Source organism: Sporichthya polymorpha DSM 43042 (assembly GCF_000384115.1).
Taxonomy (GTDB): Bacteria; Actinomycetota; Actinomycetes; order Sporichthyales; family Sporichthyaceae; genus Sporichthya; species Sporichthya polymorpha.
In genome coordinates this window covers 1975134-1993999 of the sequence record NZ_KB913029.1, presented here as the reverse complement: position 1 = coordinate 1993999, position 18866 = coordinate 1975134, and the positions used below count along the sequence as shown (strand labels likewise).

Genomic DNA, 18866 nt, shown 5'->3' with positions numbered 1-18866 from the left:
AACTTCCGTCCCGACAACCGAAACGGCCGGCCCCCTTCCCAGGGGCCGGCCGTTTCGTCTGCTCTGACGCTCAATCAGGTGACGCGACAAATGACGGTTTCGTCAGTCACCTTCGATGGGCATGTCCGGCGGCTCGAACAGGTCGTTGCCGGCGCGGGGGCGACCGTCCAGCGACGGGTACGGCCGCTCCTGGTGGCCGGTGTAGAGCTGACGCGGGCGGGCGATCTTCTGCTCGGCGTCGAGCAGACCCTCCTCCCACTGCGCAAGCCAACCCGGCATGCGCCCGATCGCGAACAGGACGGTGAACATCTCGGCGGGGAAGCCCATCGCCTCGTAGATGATGCCCGTGTAGAAGTCGACGTTCGGGTACAGCTTCTTCTTGATGAAGTACTCGTCCTCGAGCGCGATCCGCTCGAGCTCGACGGCGACCTCGAGGAGCGGGTTCAGACCCGTCACCTTGAAGACGTCCTCGGCGATCTGCCGGACGACGCGGGCCCGCGGGTCGTAGTTCTTGTAGACCCGGTGACCGAAGCCCATCAGGCGGAACTCGCCCTTCTTGACCCGGTCCACGTAGTCGGGGATCTGCTTGACGTCCCCGATCTCGCGCAGCATCTTCAGCACCTGCTCGTTGGCGCCGCCGTGCAGCGGGCCGTAGAGCGCCGCGGTGGCCGCCGCGGCGGCCGAGTACGGGTCGACGTGCGAGGAGCCGACCGCGCGCATCGCGTTCGTCGAGCAGTTCTGCTCGTGGTCCGCGTGCAGGATGAAGAGGACGTCGAGGGCCTTCTCCAGGATCGGGTCCGGGTCGTACTTCGGCTCGGACATCTTCCACATCATCGAGAGGAAGTTGCCGGCGTAGGACAGGTCGTTGTCCGGGTAGACGTACGGCAGGCCGCGCGCGTGGCGCGAGGCGTAGGCCGCCAGCGTCGGAATCTTGGCGATCAGGCGGGCCATCTGGAGCCGGCGGTTCAGCGGCTCACGGAAGTTCTTGGCCTCCGGGTAGAACGTCGACAGCGCGCCGAGGGTGCCGACGAGCATGCCCATGGGGTGGGCGTCGTGGTGGAAGCCCTCCATGAACTTCTTGACGTTCTGGTGCACGAACGTGTGGTGCGTGATCGTGTGCTCGAACTCCGAGAGCTGATCCGCGTTCGGCAGATCGCCGTTCATCAGCAGGTAGGCGACCTCCAGGAAGCCGGAGTTCTCGGCGAGCGTGTCGATCGGGTAGCCGCGGTAGCGCAGGATGCCCGCGTCCCCGTCGATGTAGGTGATGGCGGAGCGACAACTCGCGGTGGCGGTGAACGCCGGGTCGAACGAGAGCAGCCCCGGATCACTGGCGTCGTCGGTCTTGATCTGACGCAACGCAGCGGCGCGGACGGCACCGTCCTCGATCGGGATCTCGTACGTCTTGCCGGTGCGGTTGTCGGTCACAGACAGGGTGTTCGTCCCCGCGGACTCGGTCATGGTGTCCTTTCCGGGCGCGGCGGGGGTGTGCCGCAGGCCAAAGTGCAGTCTCCCAAACCGGTCCGAACCGTCACAACAGAGGTACTGGGTGGTACAGGACACCCTGGGCGCACCCACGGACCGAAGGACGACTTCCCCGCCGACCAGCGGTTTAACGCACAAACGCCCCTGACACCAGTGAGGTGTCTCGGGGCGTTGTGCAGAACTCCTCAGCACATCGTCAGCGGGCGGCCTTGCGACCCGCGGCGGCGACAGCCTTGCGCGGGCTCGCCGGCGCAGGCACCGAGGCCGTCGGGTTGAGCGCCATCGCGACGAGCGTCGGGTACGAGCGGTCGATCGCCGGGACCGGAACCGGGTCGCCCAGGGTCGCGATCAGAGCGTCGAAGATCGGGGTGTCTTCGTTCATGGTGTTCACGGTAAGCCTCGTTCCTTCGACGGCCAGTAGTTGTCGTTCGAACGGGCGAAGCTGGAGTCCCTCCGACACCGCTTTTGCCCGTTTCGTAGCGGTGAGACGCATCGACACCTGACCCGGTTTCATCCTCCGGCCCGGGTTTCCGGCGCGGCGGCCGATCCGAGACCCTCGGTTGATGCCCTCCTCAGCCGTTCGGATGAGCCTGCGAAGGATCCACGGAGTGTCGCTGGACAAACGCGTAATGTGATTCAGGTCGATCCGTCAGGGCAGACTCCAGGAGACCCAGGGGAGGGGGCGGTTCCGTGGACATCAGCGACGTCTGGGCAGAGTTCAAGGCCACAGGGTCGCCCGAACTGCGCAACCGTCTCGTGCTGCAGTACGCGCCCCTCGTCAAGTACGTCGCCGGCCGACTCCGGTCCGGATTGCCCCAGAACGTGGACACCAACGACCTGGTCTCCGAGGGCGTCTTCGGCCTGATCGACGCGATCGAGAAGTTCGACACCAGCCGCGGCCTGGAGTTCCAGACCTACGCCGTCCCGCGCATCAAGGGCGCGATGATCGACGCCCTCCGCTCCCAGGACTGGGTCCCGCGCTCCGTGCGCGAGAAGCTGCGCGCGATCGAGCGCGCCCATGCGGTCCTCGTCGAGCGCCTCGGCCGCACGCCCACCGAGGACGAGATCGCCGCGGAGATGGGCATCACCGCGAAGGCCCTGAACGGCCTCTACTCCAAGGTCGCCTACACCTCGATCGCGGCGATGGAGGACCTCGTCATCGTCGACGACGCGCCCGCCCCGGGGGCCGCCCTCGAGGACGACGCGGTCAAGGAGGCGCTGCTGCGCCACGTCCGCGACCTGCGGGAACGCGACCAGATCATCGTCGCGCTCTACTACTACGAGGGCTTCACCCTCGCCGAGATCGGCCAGGTCCTCGGGGTCACCGAGTCCCGCGTCAGCCAGCTCCACACCCGGGCCATGCTCGCCCTCCGCGGTCTGGTCCAGGCCGCCGCCGGCGCGCACTGACCCCCCGGTCAGGCCGGCGGCGCCTCGCCGTAAGGCTGCTGCCCGTACCCCGGCGGGGGGCCGTACCCCGGCGGGGGTCCGTACCCCGGCGGAGGGCCGTACCCCGGGGGCAGGGCCACGCCGGGGTCGCGGGCGGCGTCGTCGTTGAACACCGGGTACCGGTCGGTCAGCAGGAACAGCGCGTAGCCGGTGACGCGGACGGCGAAGCCGTGCAGGAACGTCATGACGTCGAACAGGCCGCGGGGCATCCGGCCGGTGACGACGGCGACGACCCACATCACGAACGCCACGGCCATCATCACGTAGCTGAAGACCTGCATGACGATGTAGACGGGGATCGCGAGGATCATCCGGAAGAACACCTTGACCCGGCTGTAGCGCTCCTGCGGCGGGTCGAGAACCACGCGGACCGGGTACTCGGGGTGCTCCCCGGTGTCGAACGGCGGGTACGGGTCGGACTGCAGGTACGTGTACGCGCCGAGGCGCGCCCAGTAGCGCAGGAAGCCGGTGTTGAACCGCCAGAGCGCGTCCGGGTAGCGCCCGGTGAACAGCAGGGCGAACCAGGCACCGAGAATCGTGAAGAGCGCCGCGATGCCGTAGAAGAACCCGACGATCATCAGCGGGATGACGAGCAGGAACCGGAAGAACACCGTGAGGCGATTCCGCTGCTCGACGTACTCGGGGCGGTAACTGACGGGGTACGTGGCCACTGCTCGACCTCCCTCGCGCCCACGGCGCGGGCGTCGGGACGACCGTAGAGGCGTCCCGCCGGGTCAGGTCAATGATCTTGGGGCGAAAATCTGACCCCGGATCAATCGAGGGCCGGCGTCAGCCGATCGAGCCGAGGTACGCGCCCCAGATCGCCGAGCCGGCGAAGACGCCGACCAGGGCGCCCGCGAGCATCGACGGCCCGAACGGGATCTGGCTGCGGCGGCCGGCCCGGCCGATCGCCATCAGCGTCACGCCGACGACCGAGCCGATCGCGAACCCGCCGAGCAGACCCACCAGGCTCGGGCCCCAGCCCAGCCACCCCAGCGCGAGGCCGAGGGTCGGGGCGAGGACGACGTCGCCGAGGCCCATGCCCCGGCCGCCGGTGCCGAACCACAGCGACCAGTACAGGCCGAACCAGGCGAGGGCCGACAGCAGCGCGACCGCCACCGGCGACCAGCCGTCGGCGAGTCCGGCCAACGCCAGCAGCACCGCGGTGACCCCGAGACCGGGCACGGAGATCTCGAACGGCAGGCGACTGACGTCGAGGTCGATCATCGCGAGCGCCAGGCCGATCGCGGCCAGGAACAGCAGCGCCGGCAGGATCGGGCTGAGTCCGAAGCGCAGCGTCAGGGCACCGAACAGCGCCGCGCACCCGAGTTCCACGAGCGGGTAACGGGCGGAGATCGGGTGGGCGCAGTCGCGGCAGCGGCCGCGCAGCAGCAGCCACGAGACGACGGGGATGTTGTCCCGCGCCCGGACCGGGCTCCCGCACTCCGGGCAGCTCGACCCCGGCCGCACCACCGACTGCCCCGCGGGCACGCGATGGACCACGACGTTCAGGAACGAGCCGATCACCAGGCCGAGCAACGCCAGGGCGCCGGCGGCCATCAACTCGGGGCTCATGCCGCCGTCCTCGTACGGCCGAGCCGGGGTGCGAGCCGCTCCACCTCGGCCGGCGGCAGCGCCGCTCGGACGGCGGCCCACACCCCGGCCCGGGCGGCGGCGACGTCCACCGGACGCTCCGCAGCCTCGGAGAGCAGGAAGACCAGGGCACCGCGTCGCACGTCGGCGAGCAGCAGCGCGTCGTCACCGACGGCGACGGAGGCCTCGACCAGGTAGGCCTCGACCTCGGCGACGTCGGCCAGGCACATCTGCCGGGCGGCGTCACGGCGGTAACCGGCGGCCAGCAGCGCCGCGGCGATGAGACGACCGTCGGACGCGGCGACGTGCAGCGCCTCGATCAGGCCGGCGGGGCCGATCTCGCGCGCCCGCCACTGCAAGGCGTCGCCGGGGCTCGGCAGCGCCTTGCCGACGGCCGGCGGCAGCTCGGCGAGGTGCTCCAGGTCGGTCAGGCGCTCGGCGATGAGTGCCGCCGCCGACGCGTCGAAGACGCCGAGCATCCGGCGCCGGGCCGCGACAACGACCTCCCGGGCGTCCCGGGCCTTCGCCGGCTCCGCCTCGTTCGCACCCGCCACCGCCGCCCCGACGGCCGTCGCTACGGCGAGGAACCGTTGGTGGGCGGCGTCCGACTCGGCCGGCGCGCGCTCGGCGAGCAACTGCTGGACCGTCAGGACGTCCGTCGCCCAGGCCGCGCCGACCGCGACCCGCGGGTCCCGCTCGGCCGCGGCGATCCGGGAGACCCGGGCGTACAGCGCAATCTTCGCGGTGGTGTCCGCGATCTCGGCGGCCCGGTCGGCGGCCCGGTCGGCGGCCCGGTTCGCAGTCGCCTCGGGCTCGGGTGTGGCTGCCGGCGCGGGGATCGCGTCCGCTCCAGCGACGGGCGCGGTCATGGGGGCTCCTGAGGGACGTACGTGGGCGGGGTGGGAGGTCAGGCCAGCGAGGGCGGCGGTTCGGGCTCGAGGCGGCGGACGGCCGACTCGAACCGCTGCGCGCACGATCGGGCCTCGGGGGTCGAGCTCGGGTCGTCGACGACCGCGGTCGTCAAGGCCCGGACCGCGACCAGCAGCCGGCGGTGCTCGTCGGCCTGGGCGGCGGCGCGCTCACGCACGATCCGGCCGTCCTGCTGACGGAGCATCCGGTTCTGGCGGTACACCTGGGCCTTCAGCTCGTCGAGCTCGGCGAACAGGTCGACGATCGGGTCGTCCGTGCCCTCGACGGCGAGGGCCTCGACGTTCTCCCGACGGCGCAGCCGCAGCATGCCCCGTCGCCCCTCAGCCCGCACTGCCGGCCTTCGTCGGGTCGTTCTTCGTCGGGTCGGTGACCTTCGGCAGCAGGTACATGTCGCCGGTGATCGTGACGGTCTGCGCGTCGGCGGCCGTCGAGGTGTTCTCGCTCGGCTCCTGGCTCGCGGACTGCTGCGCCAGGCTGATCGTGGAGACAGCGAACGCTCGCGGGAGCTTCTCCAGGTTGGCCACGAAGGCGCGGATCTGGGTGGGCGAGCCGGAGACGTTGATCGTCAGCTTCTGGCCGGCGATCGACGCAATCGGCGCCGCGACACCCGGCAGCTGCGCGGACGACCCGGTGCCGACCGCGGCCGGCGGGTCCATCTGCATGCTCGTCAGGTGCTGCGGGGCGATCCCGGCCTCGGCCGCAGCCGCCGTGATCATCTTGAACAGCTTCGCCTGCTCGGCGGTCGGCGGGAACCGGCGGTCGAGCGCCTTGGAGGTCTCGCGCAGCGCCGGCAGCTGCTCCTCGCGGAGCTTCAGCGTCTGAATCTGGTTGCGCAGCGACTGGTTCCGCTGCTCGGCGACCGCGACCTCCTCGTTGGTGGCGGCGATCGCGTCACTACGCGGGCTGAGGACGAACATCCAGGCCGCGAGCAGGGCGACGAGCAGGATCACCGATCCCGCGATGGCGTTCTTGTGCACCGCCGTGAGAGCCGACGTCTTCATGCTCACTCACCCCCGTTCTGCTGCTGCTGTTGCTGCTGCGCGGCGGCAGCCGCAGCGGCGGCCGCGGCGGCCTGCAGCTGGGCGGCGAGTTCCTTCTCCGCCTTGAGCTGCGCCTTGCGCTCGGCCTTCTCCTTCGCCGCAGCCTCGGCGTCGGCCTTGGCCTTCGCGGCGATCGCGGCGGCCTTCGCCCGCTCGGCGAGCCGGTGGCTGGCGGTGTTGCCGGACTTGATCATGCGCTCGGCCTCGTCGAGGACCTTCGGGTCCGAGAGCCAGCTCAGGTCGGCGTAACGACCGCTGACCGCCTTGCCGGTCAGACCGACGCTGCCCGCGAACGCGACGACCTCGCTGCCGTCGCCGGCGTTCATCGTCGTCGTGGTGATGAACGGGTCGGCGTAGAGGTCCGCGGCCCGCAGGTTCTGGACGAGCTGGCCGACCTGGGCCCGGTTCTGCGCGGTTCCGCTCAGCGTCACACAGCCGATGATCGGGGCCGGGTTGAACGGGTCGGGGCGGGCACAGCTGACCGGCGGCACGACCGTCTTCGGAGCCGTCGTCGCGGCGGACGCGTCACTGTCGTCGGCGGTCAGGGACGTGTCGTCCGCGGCCGAGAGAGCAGCGCGCACCGCGCTGTTCTGGGTCACGGTCTGGGACCCGCTCCGGATCCCCGCCGGGTTCTGGGCGCCCGACGAATTCTTCGTCAGGTCGTTGCCCTCGGCGTCGATCCCCGCCTCGGTGAGCGGGGAGACCGGCGGCGCGACCGCGCTGACCGTCTCGGCCGTCAGCGAGACCGACATCGCGTTGATCTCGATGCCCGCCGGCGTGCGGCCGGCGAGGTCGGTGAGCGCGTCGGAGAACAGGACCTCGTGCGCCATGGCGGCCGAGGCGGTGCCCTTGCGCGCCTGAAGGAGGTCGAAGAACTGCGCGACCGGGGCGAGCGCGGCGACCTGGGCGTTCAGCGCGGGCGTGAGCGCCTGCTCCGCCGCGAGGCGGTCCTCGGCGCTGTGGAGGCGCTGGGTCTGGACCATCCAACCGCCGCCGACGAGGACCGCGCCGACGAGACCGGCGGCGACCAGGCGGTGGCGGACGCGCCGGACGGCGAGCGCCTCCAGCGTCGAGGAGGGCAGCAGGTTGACCGACGGCAGGATCCGCGACGGCTGACCGGTGCGGGGCTGCGGCGTCTTGGTGGAGCCGGAACGGAAGCTGGCCGCGTTCAACTGACGGGGCAGCTTGACCTTGTCGAGCGTCTTGCCCGAGCTCAGGAACGACACGTCACATCACTCCCAGGGCGAGGCCCGACAGCAGGGCGACCGCACCGAGGTCGTCCTCGGCAGCGGCGGAGATGCGGCTCTTCACCTCGCGCGGGGTGGAGAGCAGGACCACCTCGGTGTCCATCGCCTCCGCGATCCGCTCGGGCAGCCCGGACAGGCGCGAGCCACCGCCGGTGAGCAGGATGCGTGGGAGGCTGCGCACGCCGGTACCGGCGGACAGGAAGAAGTTCAGGGTGGTGCGGACCTCGGCGACCACGCCGGCGACCCGCTCCTCGATGGCCTGCTGGGCGGGGTGCTCGAGGTTGACCTTCTCCTCGTCACCGCTGCGCTGACGGGGCAGACCGAACTGCGCCTTCGCCGACTCGGCCTCCTCGAACGACCAGCCGAACTTCTGCTGGAGCTCGCCGGTGATGGCCCGGCCACCGAGCTGGTTGACGGTACGCACGAAGCGCGGCTGTCCGCCGGTGTGGACGACGACGGTCAGGGTGTCGGAGCCGATGTCGACGATCGCCTCGGCGTCCTCGGTCTCGGTGTCGGGCTCCGGGTTCGGCACGGCGGCGCGGATCAGCGCGAACGGCGCGAGCTCCGCCTTCACCGGCACCAGGTCCGCCTCGGACAGCGCGGTGAGGAAGGTGTCGACCATCTCGCTGGCTGCGGCCACGAGCAGGATGCGGAGCATGTGCTCGGACTCGGGGTCGGGACCGGCCGGCAGGTCCTCGAGCACGTGGTAGTCGAGGTTCGCCTCGTCCACGGACATCGGGATCTGGTCGGCGACCGAGTACGGCAGCGCCTTGCGGAAGTCCGCCGGCTCCATCCAGTCCAGGTCGAGCTGACGGACGAGCACGCGGTCGTTGGCGAGACCGAACACGACCTTCTTCGTCGAGAAGCGGCCCGCGGACCACAGCGCGCGCAGCGCCTTCGCCACTGCGGCCGGATCGGTCACGACTCCGCCGGCGACCGCGCCCTCGGGCAGCGGGACCGCCGCGAAGCGGTCGAGCCGGCACACCGTGCCGCTCATCGGGGTCGAGCGGACGCTGAACTGCGCCGCTCGCAGACCGGAACTGCCCACGTCCAGGCAGACGACCTTGCGGGCGCCCCATCGGGCATCTGTTCGCTTCACCGTGCTTGTCTCCTGGAGGTCGGGGCGGCCACGCTCCCTGCGCCGACAGCTGTATCGGAGCCGGGTCGGCACGGCTTGAGGGCATACGAACGCCGCGTTCGCCGACGAATCCGGACAGACCGGGACGACACGACGGGACTTCAGTCCGGATCTGGAAAAGCCGACACAGGTGTTATGGAGCCGGAGATTGCGCCGCTGCTGCGCGCCGTCGTGCAGAACAGCGCCTCAGACCTTCACCTGAAGTCCAGCGCCCCGCCGAAGATCCGGATCTCCGGATCCCTGGTCGCCCTGGACTCCCCCGTCCTCTCGCCGGCGGACGTCGAGGATCTGATCCTCCCGACGATGTCGCCGGACGTCGCCGAGCACTTCGCCAAGAACAACGAGGCGGACTACGCCCTCGCCGTCCCGGGTGTCGGGCGGTTCCGGGTCAACGTGTTCCGCGCGCGCGGCGAGGTCGGCTCGGTGATGCGACTGATCACCGACGAGCCGATGTCCCTCGAGGAGCTCGGCATGCCGCCGGTCCTGGGCAAGCTCGCCCTCGAGCCCCGCGGCCTGGTCCTCGTGACCGGGCCGACCGGCTCCGGCAAGACCACGACGCTCGCGGCGATGGTCGACCAGATCAACGCCAACCGCGCCGTCCACATCCTCACGATCGAGGACCCGATCGAGGTCACCCACCGCGACAAGGTCGCGTCGGTCAACCAGCGCGAGATCGGCATGGACACCCGCAACTGGTCGACCGCCCTGCGTGCGGCCATGCGGCAGGACCCCGACGTCATCCTGATCGGCGAGATGCGGGACGTGGACACCGTCAAGGCCGCGCTCGCCGCCGCGGAGACCGGACACTTCGTCATGTCCACGCTGCACACCACGGACGCCCGCGAGACCGTGAACCGCATCGTCGACTTCTTCCCCGAGCACGAGCAGAAGCAGGTTCGGCTTTCGCTCGCCGCCGCGCTCAAGGGGATCGTCTGCCAGCGCCTGGTGCCGAAGGCCGACGGTGCGGGTAGGACCTGCGTCATGGAGATCGCTGTGAACGACGCCCGCGTGGCTGAGGCCATCGCGGATCCGGACAAGACGGACACGATTCCGGATCTGGTGGCGGCGGGTGACTATTCCGGGATGCAATCCTTCGACCAGCACCTGCTCCGTCTGGTCCTGGACGGCACGGTCTCGCTCGCAGATGCGAAGCTGGTGGCCAGCCGTCCGCACGACCTGTCGGTCATGCTGCGACGTGCCGGGGTGACCGCGACGATGGCGGAGACCCTGACGCGATGAAGAACGGAAACGAACGGCCGGGACTTCCGAGGGCCCGGGCGGCGTCCCGGAACGGGGTGGGGATGGACGAGGGCCGGCGGACGAAGCGCGGCACCGGCGAGCTGGTGGCCGCACCGCATCTGGCGGACCTGGACCTGGCGGCGCTGCGGGTGTACCGGCGCGACCTCCAGGACGAGGAGGACCGCGTCTCCTACTGGCGGCGTCTGGTGCACGCCCGCCTCGACATGCTCGAAGCCGGCTCGCACACCGAGGGCACCCTCTCGGTCGACCAGCTGATCCGCGTGCTCGGCGACACCGGCAGCGGCGCCAGCCGCACGGCGCTGTCCGCCGTCCACCCGTCCGCCCCGCTGCCGGACCTGCCGGAGACCGCGGACATGTGGGTCACCGAGGTCGACCCGCACGACCCGGCCGCGCTCGCGGAGGCGCAGGAGAAACTCCGCGCCGCCGAGCACAAGTTGACCGCCTACCGGAAGGCGCTGTTCGAGCGCATCGACGAGGCCACGGCCGAACTCATCCTGCGATACCGCGAGAACCCGGCCGCTGCGCTCTCCGCGCTGCCACACTGAGGATCATGATCGGCGTGCCAGGCGGCGACGCCGTCGCGGCGCTCCTGGACGCCGGCTTGGTGACTGAGGATCAGGTCGCCGAAGCGGTACAGCAGAGCGAGCACGACGGACGGGCTCCCCTCCAGATCCTGGTCGACACCAAAGTGGTCTCGACCAGCGATGTGGTGCGCACTGCCGCGGCCGCCGTCGGCCTGCCGTACGTGGAACTGGCGAACTACTCCGTCGACCCGACCGCCGCCGCGCGCCTGCCCGCCGACTACGCCCGCCGCTACGGCGTCCTGCCGCTCGGCTGGGAGAACGGCGAGCTGCTCGTCGCCGTCGGCGTGAAGCAGGCCGGCAACATCGAGCTCAAGGACGACCTGGTCCGGCTCACGCGCAGCCTCGTCCGGTTCGCGCTCGCACCGAACGCCGACATCGTCGCGAAGATCGACCAGCTCTACCGGGCCGAGGACGAGCTCACCGACCTCACCTCGAACATCGAGACCGAGGAACAGGCCGAAGACCTCTCCAACTTCACCACGGTCGCCGAGGACGCTCCGATCGTGCGGTTCGTCAATCTGCTGATCTCCCAGGCGATCAGCGACCGGGCCTCGGACATCCACATCGAGCCCACCGAGAGCGACCTGCGGGTGCGGTACCGCATCGACGGTGTCCTCCACGAGCAGCACCGGTCGACGAAGTCGATCCAGGCCGGCGTGATCTCGCGCATCAAGATCATGTCCGACATCAACATCGCGGAACGCCGCGTGCCGCAGGACGGCCGGCTCTCGGTCAACCACCAGGGCCGCAAGATCGACCTTCGGGTGGCGACGCTGCCGACGGTGTGGGGCGAGAAGATCGTCGCCCGCATCCTGGACAACTCGACGGCGCAGCTGAGCCTGGACGAGCTCGGGTTCTCCGACCACAACTTCCGCCGCTACCGCAGCGCGTACACCAAGCCGTACGGGATGATCCTGGTGACCGGGCCGACCGGGTCCGGCAAGTCGACGACGCTCTACGCGACGCTGAACATCCTCAACGACCCGGCGGTCAACATCATCACCGTCGAGGACCCGGTGGAATATCGGCTGCCCGGCGTGAACCAGGTGCAGACGAACCCCAAGGCGGGCCTGACGTTCGCCCGGGCGCTGCGCTCGATCCTGCGGTCGGACCCCGACGTCATCCTCATCGGTGAGATCCGCGACCACGAGACCGCCCAGATCGCCGTCGAGTCCGCCCTCACCGGCCACATGGTCCTCAGCACCCTGCACACCAACGACGCCCCGTCCGCGATCGGCCGGCTGATCGAGATGGGCATCGAACCGTTCCTCGTCGCCTCGGCGCTCGACTCCGTCCTCGCCCAGCGCCTCTGCCGCACCCTGTGCAAGGAGTGCAAGGAGCCGTACACGCCGACCGAGCAGGAGCTCGCGGACGTGCACTTCGGCCACGACCCCTCCGAGCCCCTCCCGGTGCTCTACCGGGCCGTCGGGTGCACCGCGTGTGCCCGCACCGGCTACCACGGCCGCATGGCGCTTCACGAGGTCATGACGGTCACCGAGGAGATCGAGCGCCTCGCCGTCGCCCGCGCCTCCACGGACGAGATCGAGAAGATGGCGACCGCCCAGGGCATGACGAGCCTGCGCGAGGACGGCTGGCTCAAGGTCCGCCAGGGGCTGACGTCGATCGAGGAGATCCTCCGCGTCGTCGCCTGACCCCGCGCCCCGCCCCGGGGCCGTCCGGGCCCACCTGCACCCAGTGCGCAGATCAGCCCCACTCCCGCGGCCTCACCCCGGGCCCACCTGCACCCAGTGCGCAGATCGGCCCCCACTCCCGCGTCGCGATCCTGTGCCGAGGCCCACCGAGCGGGGGGCGCGGCCCGGTCCCGAAAAGTTTTACCTTCCGGCCGTCCGGCGGCCCGCCCCATCGGTGTCCGGCGGCCGGGTCCGTCGCGGCCCAGGTCAGGGCCCCGGGATGCCTCCGGACGGGTGAATCAATGGATCAAGAACGCCCTGACCTGCGCAAAGTTACAGCCCTGTAGTTCCGGGGACCCGGTGGCACGGGTGCGACTGGTGTGAAAACAATGGCCTCGTTCATTACCACCAGCACCACCAGCACCAAAGGAGACACGCCGTGCCGGAGAGCGAGCAGACGGGCGGGGGCCGCCACCGACGGCGTCGCCGCGAGCGGGCCTCCGACGAGCAGCTGGCCCCGCTGCCCGGTGGCCTCCCGCCGCGCGCACCCTGGCGCCGGGCCAAGGCCGAAGAGGTGTCCTGGACGCCCCTGCCGGCCCCCGGATCGACGCTGCGCCCCATCGGCGCCACCCCGATGCCCGGCCTCGCGGCCGGCGGTTTCGTGCGCCCCCTGCCCAAGCAGGGGAACGGGGACGTCCTGACCCTCGACGCCCCGCCGGACCTGGACCCGCTCGGCCGCCTCGACAGCCCGAGCCCGGTCGGCCCCGACGAGCTGCTCGACCCCCTGGCCGACGTGCGCCGCCGCAGCGCCACCGTGGTGGCCGGCGTCGTCACCGGCGCGGTCACCCTGCCGCCGATGTTCGGCCTGTCCGCCGCCAGCGCGGCCGTCGAGCCCAAGCCGAACCCGACCCCGGCCGTGGTCCTCCCGACCGGCGTCGAGGACTTCTCGCCGTACCTCGGCCAGGTCTCCTGCGACCCGAACGCCAAGCCCGGCGTCGTCGCCTTCTCCCAACTCGTGCTCTCGTACTGGGGCCGCGGCGGCAGCTACGGCATCACCCGCCCCTGCAACATCGGCGGGCAGTCCGAGCACAAGGAAGGCCGCGCCTGGGACTTCCGGCTCGACCCCAACAGCTACGAGGACCAGGTCGCCGGCCAGCGCATCATCGACTGGCTGCTCGCCGACGACGCGCTCAACGCCCGCCGCCTCGGGATCATGTACATCATCTGGAACGAGCGCATCTGGGCGACGTACCAGCGCGAGGACGGCTGGCGGCCCTACCGCGGCCCGGACAACCACACCTCGCACATCCACTTCTCGTTCTCCTGGAACGGCGCGATGAAGCGCACATCCTGGTGGACCGGCACCGTGGCGCCGATCGAGTTCGGCCCGTGCCAGCGCTACATCGGCGAGAAGGTCCCGGTGTACGGCAAGAAGATCAACCTCGCGCCGTGCCCGAAGCCGAAGGCCCGGCCGAAGCCGAAGCCGGACCAGAACTCGAAGCCGGACAAGCCCACGAACGACAAGCCCAAGAACGACAAGCCGGCCGACAAGCCCAAGAACGACAAGCCGAAGACCACGACCAAGTACAAGGTCGTCTCGGTGAAGTCGGGTCAGACGGTCGGCGGCATCGCGAAGAAGTACAGGACGACCGTCGCGAAGATCGTCAAGCTCAACAAGCTGAAGAACCCGAACCGCATCTACGTCGGCCAGAAGCTGCGGGTGCCGGTGAAGGTCACGAGCACCAAGAAGAACAACAGCGGGACCAAGGCGTCGTCGGCCAAGGCCCCGACGAAGACCCCGAGCGTCGTGCGGATCCACGTCGTGAAGCGCGGCGACACGGTCGGTGGCCTCGCGTACCGCTACGACAGCAGCATCTCGGCGATCGTGAAGGCGAACAACCTCAAGGACGCGAACACGATCTACCCGGGCCAGCGGCTCCGGATCCCGAAGGTCTGATCCTTCCGGAGAATCTGACAGACAATCAGGAACGACCCTGGGCGAGCTCGATGCCCAGGGTCGTTCCGATCTCCCGGAGCGTCAGTTCGAAGAGCGGCTCGCCGTCCTCGGTCGCGAACTTGAGGTGCCCGAACACCTCCATGGTGACCGCGCCGTAGAGCTTGACCCAGCTGGACATGTAGGCGAGCACGGCCCCGAGCGGGAGGTCGCCGATGCCCATCTTCGTCCGGCACTCGCGCAGGCCCTCGGCGAGCCGCGGCTCGATCTCGTCGTCCGCCGGGACGGCGAAGGGCCTGGTCGCCCACAGCTCGACGAACATCGCGCCGAACACTGCACCGAAACGGCGGCCGGCCTCCTCCGAGGCGCCCTCGGGCTCGGTGCTGACGTCCGGGATCGGCGTCCCGAACAGCAGGCTGAACTCCGGGGCGTGGGCCAGGGCCCAGCGTCGGAACGCCCGGCTGCACTCGATCATGCGCACGCCGACGGGCTGGTCGAGGTGCCGGTCGCGCTCGGCCTCCAGTTCGGCCGTCAGGTCGTCGTAGCAGGCCGCGACGAGGGCCTCGATCAGCTTGTCGAGGCTCTCGAAGTACCGGTACAGCGCCGGCGCGGTCATGCCCATCTCCCGGGCGATCGCCCGCAGCGAGATCGCCGTCGGGCCGCCCGCGACGAGCTGTCGGCGGGCCACGCCCAGGATCTCGTCGAGCGTCGACCCGCGCAGTCGCTCGCGCCGCGTCCCCGCTGCCGTGTCCACGCTCGTCCACTCCCGGTCCGACATTGCTCTTGACAACTGCGAACAGCGTACACAGAGTTTACACCGTTAGCTATACACCGTTCACTCCGGTGAACTCCGCTCACCGCAGAAGGAGCCGCGATGTTCGAGGCACTCGGACGCCGGACCTACCGTTCCCGTCGCTGGGTCCTCGGGCTCGCCGGCCTCTTCGTCCTCGTGGCCGTGACCTGGGGCACCGGCGTGTTCTCGGCCCTGTCCCAGGGCGGGTTCGAGGACCCGGACAGCGAGTCGGCCCGGGCCCTGACCCGCATCGAGGCGATGTCCGGCGGCACCGGGGATGTCGACGTCGTCGCGGTCTACACCGACCCGGACCGGACCGTCGACGACACGGGCTTCCGCAACACCGTCGTCCAGACCCTGCAGGACCTTCCCGCGGCCGAGGTCGCCGGGTTCTCGACCTACTGGAGCACCGGGTCCGAGGCCTTCGTCTCCGCCGACCGCCACTCCACCTTCGCCGCCGTGACGCTCGCCGGCGTGAGCGACGAGGAGAAGGAGGAGGCCTTCGCCGCCGTCCGCGACCACCTGCGAGCGCCGGGGCTGCAGACCGAGCTCGGCGGCCCCTCGGCCGTGTTCTCCGACATCAGCAGCCAGGTCGAGTCCGACATCGCACGGGCCGAAGCCCTGTCGCTGCCGATCGTCTTCCTGCTCCTGGTGATCGTCTTCGGCAGCCTGACCGCAGCGGCGATGCCGCTCGTGATCGGCGGGCTCGCGATCCTCGGCGCGTTCACGATGCTGCACGTGCTGACGCTGTTCACGGACGTCTCGATCTTCGCGATCAACATCGTCACGATGCTCGGGCTGGGTCTGGCCGTCGACTACGCGCTGTTCGTCGTCAGCCGGTTCCGCGAGGAGCTGCCCCGCGCCGCGACCGTCGAGGACGCCCTCGTGCGGACGATGGCGACCGCCGGCCGCACCGTCGCGTTCTCCGGCCTGACCGTCGCCGTCTCGCTGGCCTCCCTGCTGCTGTTCCCGCAGCCGTTCCTGCAGTCGATGGGCTTCGGCGGCATGGCGGCCGTGCTGGTCGCGATGATCGGGGCACTCACCGTCCTGCCGGCTCTGCTCGGCCTGCTCGGGCACCGCATCGACGCGCTGCGCGTGCCGCGACCCTGGCGGCGCGCCGGCGGTTCGACCGGCGGTGTCTGGGCGCGGGTCGCGCACGGCGTCATGCGCCGGCCGCTCGCCGTCGCCGGTGCGGTGATCGCGCTGCTGCTCCTGCTCGGGACCCCGTTCCTGCGCGCGGAGTTCGGCGGCGTCGACTCCCGCGTCCTGCCCACGGGCACGGAGAGCCGCGTCGTCGACGAGAAGCTCGCGAGCCAGTTCCCGGCCGACCCGAGCGCAACGATCGACGTGGTGCTCGACGGGGCGGACGCCGGGACCGCGACGACCTACGTCGACCGGCTGCGCAGCCTGCCCGGAGTGACCGGGGCCGAGATCACCGCCGGCGGTGACGGCGCAGTGCGGATCGCCGTCCACCACGACGAGCTGCCGACCTCGCCGGCGGCGCGCGACCTGGTCGCCGACATCCGGGGCGTTCACGCCCCGGCGGGGACCGAGGTGCTGGTCGGCGGCGAGAGCGCCGAACTCGTCGACCTGCTCGCGGGTCTGCGCGGCACGCTGCCCTGGATGGCCCTGTTCGTCGGGATCGTCACCCTGCTGCTGCTGTTCGCGGCGTTCGGGTCCGTGGTGCTGCCCCTCAAGGCCCTGGCCATGAACGTGCTCTCGCTCGGCGCCGCGTTCGGTGCGGTGGTGTGGATCTTCCAGGACGGGCACCTGTCCGGCCTGCTCGACTTCACCCCGACCGGAGCGGTCGAGGCGTCGAACCCGATCCTCATGCTCGCGATCGCATTCGGGCTCTCGATGGACTACGAGGTGTTCCTGCTCTCGCGGATCCGCGAGGAGTGGGACCGCACCGGCGACAACACCGCGTCCGTCGCGACGGGGCTCGCCCGCACCGGGGGGATCATCACCAGCGCCGCGCTGCTGCTGATCGTCGTCATCGGCGCGTTCGCGACGTCCGGCATCACGTTCATCAAGATGATCGGCGTCGGGCTGGTGATCGCGATTCTCGTCGACGCGACCATCGTCCGCGGCCTGCTCGTCCCGGCCACGATGCGCCTGCTGGGCACGGCGAACTGGTGGGCCCCCGCCCCGCTGCGCCGAGTGTGGGAGCGCTACGGGTTCCGTGAGGGCGACGGGTTCGTCGCGGAGGAACCGCTCCGGCGGCCGCAGCTGGTGCCGATCATCCTGCCGACCGTCGACCCGGTGTACGTCGGGACGGACGTCGATCCCCTCTACGAGGAGAACGTCCCGATTCCGACGCCGGTGTCCGGATAGGTCCGGATCGCATCGGGTTCGCGTCGGGACTCAAGGCCCGGCCTCCGGAGGACGAAAAGACTGAGGTGATGTGCATTCCGCGCATCACCTCAGTCCTGCGTCGACGGAAGGCCCTCGCGTGGAGCAGACGCCCGACCTGCTTGCCCAGTACGAGATCGCGGACGCGCTCGCCTCGACGCACGAGCTCGCGGTGCACGCACTGACCGCCGAGCACCAGGCGGCCGCGATCGCCGCCGCCGCCGAGGCCGCGGAGGAGGCGGCCCGGGCCCGCGAGGAGGCGATCGCGAACAAGCGCGTCGACCTCGACGAACTGCTGCTGCACCTGCTCGAGCTCGGCGGTTCCGACCTGCACCTGACCGCCGGGGCGCCGCCGGTCGTGCGGCACCTCGGCAAGGTCACGCCGGTCGAGGACCAGCCGGTGCTGACCGGCGACACCCTGCGCGAGCTGATCTACGGAATCCTGACTGAGCGTCAGCGCAAGGTCTTCGAGGAGAATCTCGAACTCGACCTCGCCTACGCGCTGCCCGGGCACGCCCGCTTCCGCATGAACATCTTCCAGCAGCGCGAGTCGATCGGTGCCGTGCTCCGCGTGATCCCCTGGGAGATCAAGGGACTCGGCCAGCTGAACATGCCGGCGGTCATCGGGTCGTTCGCCGAGCTCAAGCGTGGACTCGTGCTGGTCACCGGTCCCACCGGTTCGGGCAAGTCGACGACGCTCGCCGCGATCATCGACCAGATCAACTCGACCCGGCACGACCACATCATGACCATCGAGGACCCGATCGAGTTCCTCCACCAGCACAAGCGCTCGATCGTGAACCAGCGCGAGGTCGGCGGCGACACCCACTCGTTCCGCAACGCGCTCAAGCACGTCCTGCGTCAGGACCCCGACGTCATCCTCGTCGGTGAGCTCCGGGACCTCGACACGATCTCGGTCGCGCTCACCGCGGCGGAGACCGGTCACCTCGTCTTCGCGACCCTGCACACGCAGTCGGCGCAGGACACGATCACCCGTGTGGTCGACGTCTTTCCGGCGGAACAGCAGCAGCAGATCCGCACGCAGCTCGCCGCGACGCTCCAGGGCGTCGTGTGTCAGACGCTGTGCCGTACCGCCGACGGCGTCGGCCGGGTCGCGGCCGTCGAGATCATGGTCTGCACGCCCGGCATCCGCGCGATGATCCGCGACGACAAGCTCCCGCAGATCCCCGGCGCCCTGCAGGCCGGCGCCCGTGACGGCATGCAGACCCTCAACGCGCACCTGGCGGACCTGGTGCGGGCCCACCGGATCACGCTCGACACCGCGCTCGAGCACTGCACGAACAAGGAGGACCTGCTGCAGCTGACGGGGTCTCTGCTGCGCCGTCCCCCCGTCCAGAGCAGCGGCCTCAACGCACCGCTCTCGCTCTGATCCCGCCGGTTTCCACCGACACCCGC

Annotated in this window: 17 protein-coding genes; 7 read left to right on the top strand and 10 right to left on the bottom strand. The window is 70.4% G+C overall.

Features of this window, described 5'->3' with window-relative positions:
* Positions 1 to 102 precede the first annotated feature (102 nt).
* Positions 103 to 1458 (bottom strand): citrate synthase, encoded by a 1356-nt coding sequence (locus SPOPO_RS28770; RefSeq protein ID WP_019874619.1) that lies wholly within the window; start codon positions 1456 to 1458, stop codon positions 103 to 105.
* 220 nt (positions 1459 to 1678) lie between these two features.
* Positions 1679 to 1864, bottom strand: coding sequence for a hypothetical protein (locus SPOPO_RS0109890; RefSeq protein WP_156869759.1), 186 nt, complete (start codon positions 1862 to 1864; stop codon positions 1679 to 1681).
* A gap of 308 nt (positions 1865 to 2172) precedes the next feature.
* Between SPOPO_RS0109890 and SPOPO_RS0109885 the strand changes: the two genes are divergently transcribed.
* Complete coding sequence (locus tag SPOPO_RS0109885; protein ID WP_019874617.1) at positions 2173 to 2889, top strand: FliA/WhiG family RNA polymerase sigma factor; 717 nt, start codon at positions 2173 to 2175, stop codon at positions 2887 to 2889.
* A gap of 8 nt (positions 2890 to 2897) precedes the next feature.
* Here SPOPO_RS0109885 and SPOPO_RS28765 read toward each other — a convergent pair whose 3' ends face one another.
* From SPOPO_RS28765 to pilM, 7 genes are all read right to left on the bottom strand, one after another.
* Entirely contained in the window at positions 2898 to 3599 is a 702-nt protein-coding gene (locus SPOPO_RS28765) for a DUF4389 domain-containing protein (protein WP_019874616.1), read from the bottom strand.
* Positions 3600 to 3717: 118 nt separating this feature from the next.
* Positions 3718 to 4503: a prepilin peptidase gene (locus tag SPOPO_RS0109875; RefSeq protein WP_019874615.1), complete on the bottom strand. Its 786-nt coding sequence runs from the start codon at positions 4501 to 4503 to the stop codon at positions 3718 to 3720.
* Positions 4500 to 5390 carry a hypothetical protein gene (locus SPOPO_RS0109870; RefSeq protein ID WP_019874614.1) on the bottom strand — a complete coding sequence of 297 codons (891 nt, stop codon included), beginning with the start codon at positions 5388 to 5390 and terminating at the stop codon, positions 4500 to 4502. Before SPOPO_RS0109870 ends, SPOPO_RS0109875 begins: the two co-directional genes overlap by 4 nt.
* A gap of 38 nt (positions 5391 to 5428) precedes the next feature.
* Positions 5429 to 5758: a hypothetical protein gene (locus SPOPO_RS28760; RefSeq protein WP_019874613.1), complete on the bottom strand. Its 330-nt coding sequence runs from the start codon at positions 5756 to 5758 to the stop codon at positions 5429 to 5431.
* Positions 5759 to 5771: 13 nt separating this feature from the next.
* A complete protein-coding gene (pilO, locus tag SPOPO_RS0109860; RefSeq protein WP_019874612.1) occupies positions 5772 to 6452 on the bottom strand; it encodes a type 4a pilus biogenesis protein PilO in 681 nt (226 codons plus the stop codon).
* Between the two features lie 2 nt (positions 6453 to 6454).
* A complete protein-coding gene (locus tag SPOPO_RS32630; protein ID WP_019874611.1) occupies positions 6455 to 7717 on the bottom strand; it encodes a PilN domain-containing protein in 1263 nt (420 codons plus the stop codon).
* A 1-nt stretch (position 7718) separates the two neighbouring features.
* A complete protein-coding gene (pilM, locus tag SPOPO_RS0109850) occupies positions 7719 to 8837 on the bottom strand; it encodes a type IV pilus assembly protein PilM (protein WP_169577180.1) in 1119 nt (372 codons plus the stop codon).
* Between the two features lie 108 nt (positions 8838 to 8945).
* On the opposite strand from pilM, the gene SPOPO_RS0109845 reads away from it, so the two are divergent.
* The 4 genes from SPOPO_RS0109845 to SPOPO_RS0109830 all read left to right on the top strand — a co-directional run bounded on the left by SPOPO_RS0109845 (position 8946) and on the right by SPOPO_RS0109830 (position 14308).
* Complete coding sequence (locus SPOPO_RS0109845) at positions 8946 to 10115, top strand: type IV pilus twitching motility protein PilT (RefSeq protein WP_483852917.1); 1170 nt, start codon at positions 8946 to 8948, stop codon at positions 10113 to 10115.
* Positions 10112 to 10681 (top strand): RsiG family protein, encoded by a 570-nt coding sequence (locus SPOPO_RS0109840; RefSeq protein WP_211210880.1) that lies wholly within the window; start codon positions 10112 to 10114, stop codon positions 10679 to 10681. The genes SPOPO_RS0109845 and SPOPO_RS0109840 overlap by 4 nt, the downstream gene beginning before the upstream one ends.
* Before the next feature lie 5 nt (positions 10682 to 10686).
* Positions 10687 to 12372 carry a GspE/PulE family protein gene (locus SPOPO_RS0109835; protein ID WP_019874607.1) on the top strand — a complete coding sequence of 562 codons (1686 nt, stop codon included), beginning with the start codon at positions 10687 to 10689 and terminating at the stop codon, positions 12370 to 12372.
* A gap of 418 nt (positions 12373 to 12790) precedes the next feature.
* Positions 12791 to 14308 (top strand): LysM peptidoglycan-binding domain-containing protein, encoded by a 1518-nt coding sequence (locus SPOPO_RS0109830; RefSeq protein WP_028984653.1) that lies wholly within the window; start codon positions 12791 to 12793, stop codon positions 14306 to 14308.
* A gap of 25 nt (positions 14309 to 14333) precedes the next feature.
* On the opposite strand, the gene SPOPO_RS0109825 is transcribed toward SPOPO_RS0109830, so the two are convergent.
* Complete coding sequence (locus SPOPO_RS0109825) at positions 14334 to 15059, bottom strand: TetR/AcrR family transcriptional regulator (RefSeq protein ID WP_019874606.1); 726 nt, start codon at positions 15057 to 15059, stop codon at positions 14334 to 14336.
* Positions 15060 to 15179: 120 nt separating this feature from the next.
* Here SPOPO_RS0109825 and SPOPO_RS0109820 point away from each other — a divergent pair, with 120 nt between their 5' ends.
* Together SPOPO_RS0109820 and SPOPO_RS0109815 are read left to right on the top strand one after the other, a co-directional pair.
* Positions 15180 to 17432 (top strand): MMPL family transporter, encoded by a 2253-nt coding sequence (locus SPOPO_RS0109820; RefSeq protein ID WP_019874605.1) that lies wholly within the window; start codon positions 15180 to 15182, stop codon positions 17430 to 17432.
* A gap of 118 nt (positions 17433 to 17550) precedes the next feature.
* The gene (locus tag SPOPO_RS0109815; protein ID WP_019874604.1) at positions 17551 to 18840 is read left to right on the top strand and encodes a type IV pilus twitching motility protein PilT; all 1290 of its coding nucleotides are present in this window, start codon (positions 17551 to 17553) and stop codon (positions 18838 to 18840) included.
* Positions 18841 to 18866: the final 26 nt, after the last annotated feature.

Bases quoted from the DNA above. Each gene is read 5' to 3' on its own strand.
- SPOPO_RS28770 (WP_019874619.1), bottom strand. From the start codon at position 1,458: ATGACCGAGTCCGCGGGGACGAACACCCTGTCTGTGACCGACAACCGC.
- SPOPO_RS0109890 (WP_156869759.1), bottom strand. From the start codon at position 1,864: ATGAACGAAGACACCCCGATCTTCGACGCTCTGATCGCGACCCTGGGC.
- SPOPO_RS0109875 (WP_019874615.1), bottom strand. From the start codon at position 4,503: ATGAGCCCCGAGTTGATGGCCGCCGGCGCCCTGGCGTTGCTCGGCCTG.
- SPOPO_RS0109870 (WP_019874614.1), bottom strand. From the start codon at position 5,390: ATGACCGCGCCCGTCGCTGGAGCGGACGCGATCCCCGCGCCGGCAGCC.
- SPOPO_RS28760 (WP_019874613.1), bottom strand. From the start codon at position 5,758: ATGCTGCGGCTGCGCCGTCGGGAGAACGTCGAGGCCCTCGCCGTCGAG.
- pilO (WP_019874612.1), bottom strand. From the start codon at position 6,452: ATGAAGACGTCGGCTCTCACGGCGGTGCACAAGAACGCCATCGCGGGA.
- SPOPO_RS0109840 (WP_211210880.1), top strand. From the start codon at position 10,112: ATGAAGAACGGAAACGAACGGCCGGGACTTCCGAGGGCCCGGGCGGCG.
- SPOPO_RS0109835 (WP_019874607.1), top strand. From the start codon at position 10,687: ATGATCGGCGTGCCAGGCGGCGACGCCGTCGCGGCGCTCCTGGACGCC.
- SPOPO_RS0109820 (WP_019874605.1), top strand. From the start codon at position 15,180: ATGTTCGAGGCACTCGGACGCCGGACCTACCGTTCCCGTCGCTGGGTC.